At 69.7% G+C, this 1,444-nt stretch carries 2 protein-coding genes; both read right to left on the bottom strand.

Going from position 1 to position 1,444, the window contains the following annotated elements; genetic code table 11:
• Window positions 1-674: helix-turn-helix domain-containing protein (locus tag AB0O00_RS39305; RefSeq protein WP_363659464.1), on the bottom strand; the 674-nt coding region annotated here is incomplete at its 3' end.
• Between the two features lie 149 nt (window positions 675-823).
• Window positions 824-1,150, bottom strand: coding sequence for a hypothetical protein (locus tag AB0O00_RS39300; RefSeq protein WP_363659463.1), 327 nt, complete (start codon window positions 1,148-1,150; stop codon window positions 824-826).
• Between the last annotated feature and the right edge of the window lie 294 nt (window positions 1,151-1,444).

Here is a 1,444-nt window from a genome sequence, read left to right as displayed (position 1 = left end):
CCGTCGGAGAACACGGCGAGGGTCTTCACGCCGAGGTCGACGCCGATCACCGCATCCGGCCGCGCCGGTGCCGCATCGGGGCGCTCGACCTCGACCGAGAACGCGACGTACCAGCGCCCGGCGTCCAGGCGCACGGTCGCGGACTTGATCCGCGCGGTTCCGGCCTCGATCCTGCGGGCCAGTTTGCGGGTGGACTCGTGCGTCTTGATCCGGCCGAGGACGGGCAGCACGACGTGTGTGCGTCCGTCCAGGCGGATGGCGCCGGTGGTGAACCGGCAGGACTTGACGGCCTTGTTCTTCGCCTTGAAGCGCGGGAAGCCCACCGGGCGGCCCTTGCGCCTGCCCTTCTTCGAGTCGGACCAGTTCTTCAGCCCCGTGGCGAGCTGGTCCAGGCCGGTGGCGTACGCCTCCTTGGAGCACTGCGCCCACCATGGTGCGACGTCGTTCTTGGCCTGGTTCCACGCCTTGCGCAGGGAGTACATCGACCAGCCGAACGCAGGCGTCAGGTCCTCGACGCCATAGGACCTCTCCGCCTCCCGCTGGGACAGGTTCGCCTTGACCCGCGCGAGCGCCCAGTTGTAGGCCACCCGTACCGCACCGGCATGCCGCAGCAACGCGACGACCTGACGCTCAGTCGGGTCGAGCGCAAAGCGGTACGCCTGCGTCACGATCACCAGGCGACCATACCGCCCACCACCGACAAATGGCCGAAATACCCGAATTATTGAGGAATACTGATGAAATTGACAACAGTTGACTACCCCCGCCGGTGCGGTGCGCGCAACGCTGCCCGGCCCGCGCGCACCGCGGCTCCGTCGGCGGCTCAGCCCTCTTCCCACCACACGCTCGGCGGGTTGGTCGCCTGCTGCAGCCCGTCACCGCTGTTGCAGCGCGCGAACGAGAAGTCGCCCCGGTTCACCCACGGCCCCTCGACGGTGTACGCCACGCCGGCGTTCACGCAGCTGATGACCACCCGCGACACGTCGTAGGTGGGACACATCGTCGACCCGCTGCTCCCGGTCCACTGCCGGTAGCACGGCGGCATGGCCTGCGCCGTCCCCGCGCCGATGAACTGCACCCCCGCCGCGCCGACGAGCATCAGCCCGGCCGACACCGCCCCGGCGACCCTGCCGCGCTTGCGCATCCCCATCCCCGGACACCTCCGCTGAGCGAGCTGAAATGAACGGACTGGGGAACACGATGCATCCTGGCTGATTGCCCGTCAATGCTCGGGGCGCGCCCGGCATATACCCGTTCCATCCGGGCGCGGCGGTTAGGGGAAGTCGCGTCGGGTCACTGCGCCCGGGAGGCCACGAATCCGTTCAAGTCCGCGAGCGCGGCGGAGAGTTGGGCGGCGCTGAGCTTCTGTCCCACCGGGCTGCCGGCCAGGAGGTAGCCGAGGGCCGCCTGGCAGGTGGGCACCGCCGCCGGCCCGGTCATCGCG

It is taken from the genome of Kitasatospora sp. NPDC093558 (assembly GCF_040683475.1).
GTDB lineage: Bacteria > Actinomycetota > Actinomycetes > Streptomycetales > Streptomycetaceae > Kitasatospora.
The sequence above is the reverse complement of the archived record's forward strand: the minus strand, read 5'-3'. Positions and strand labels throughout refer to the sequence as shown.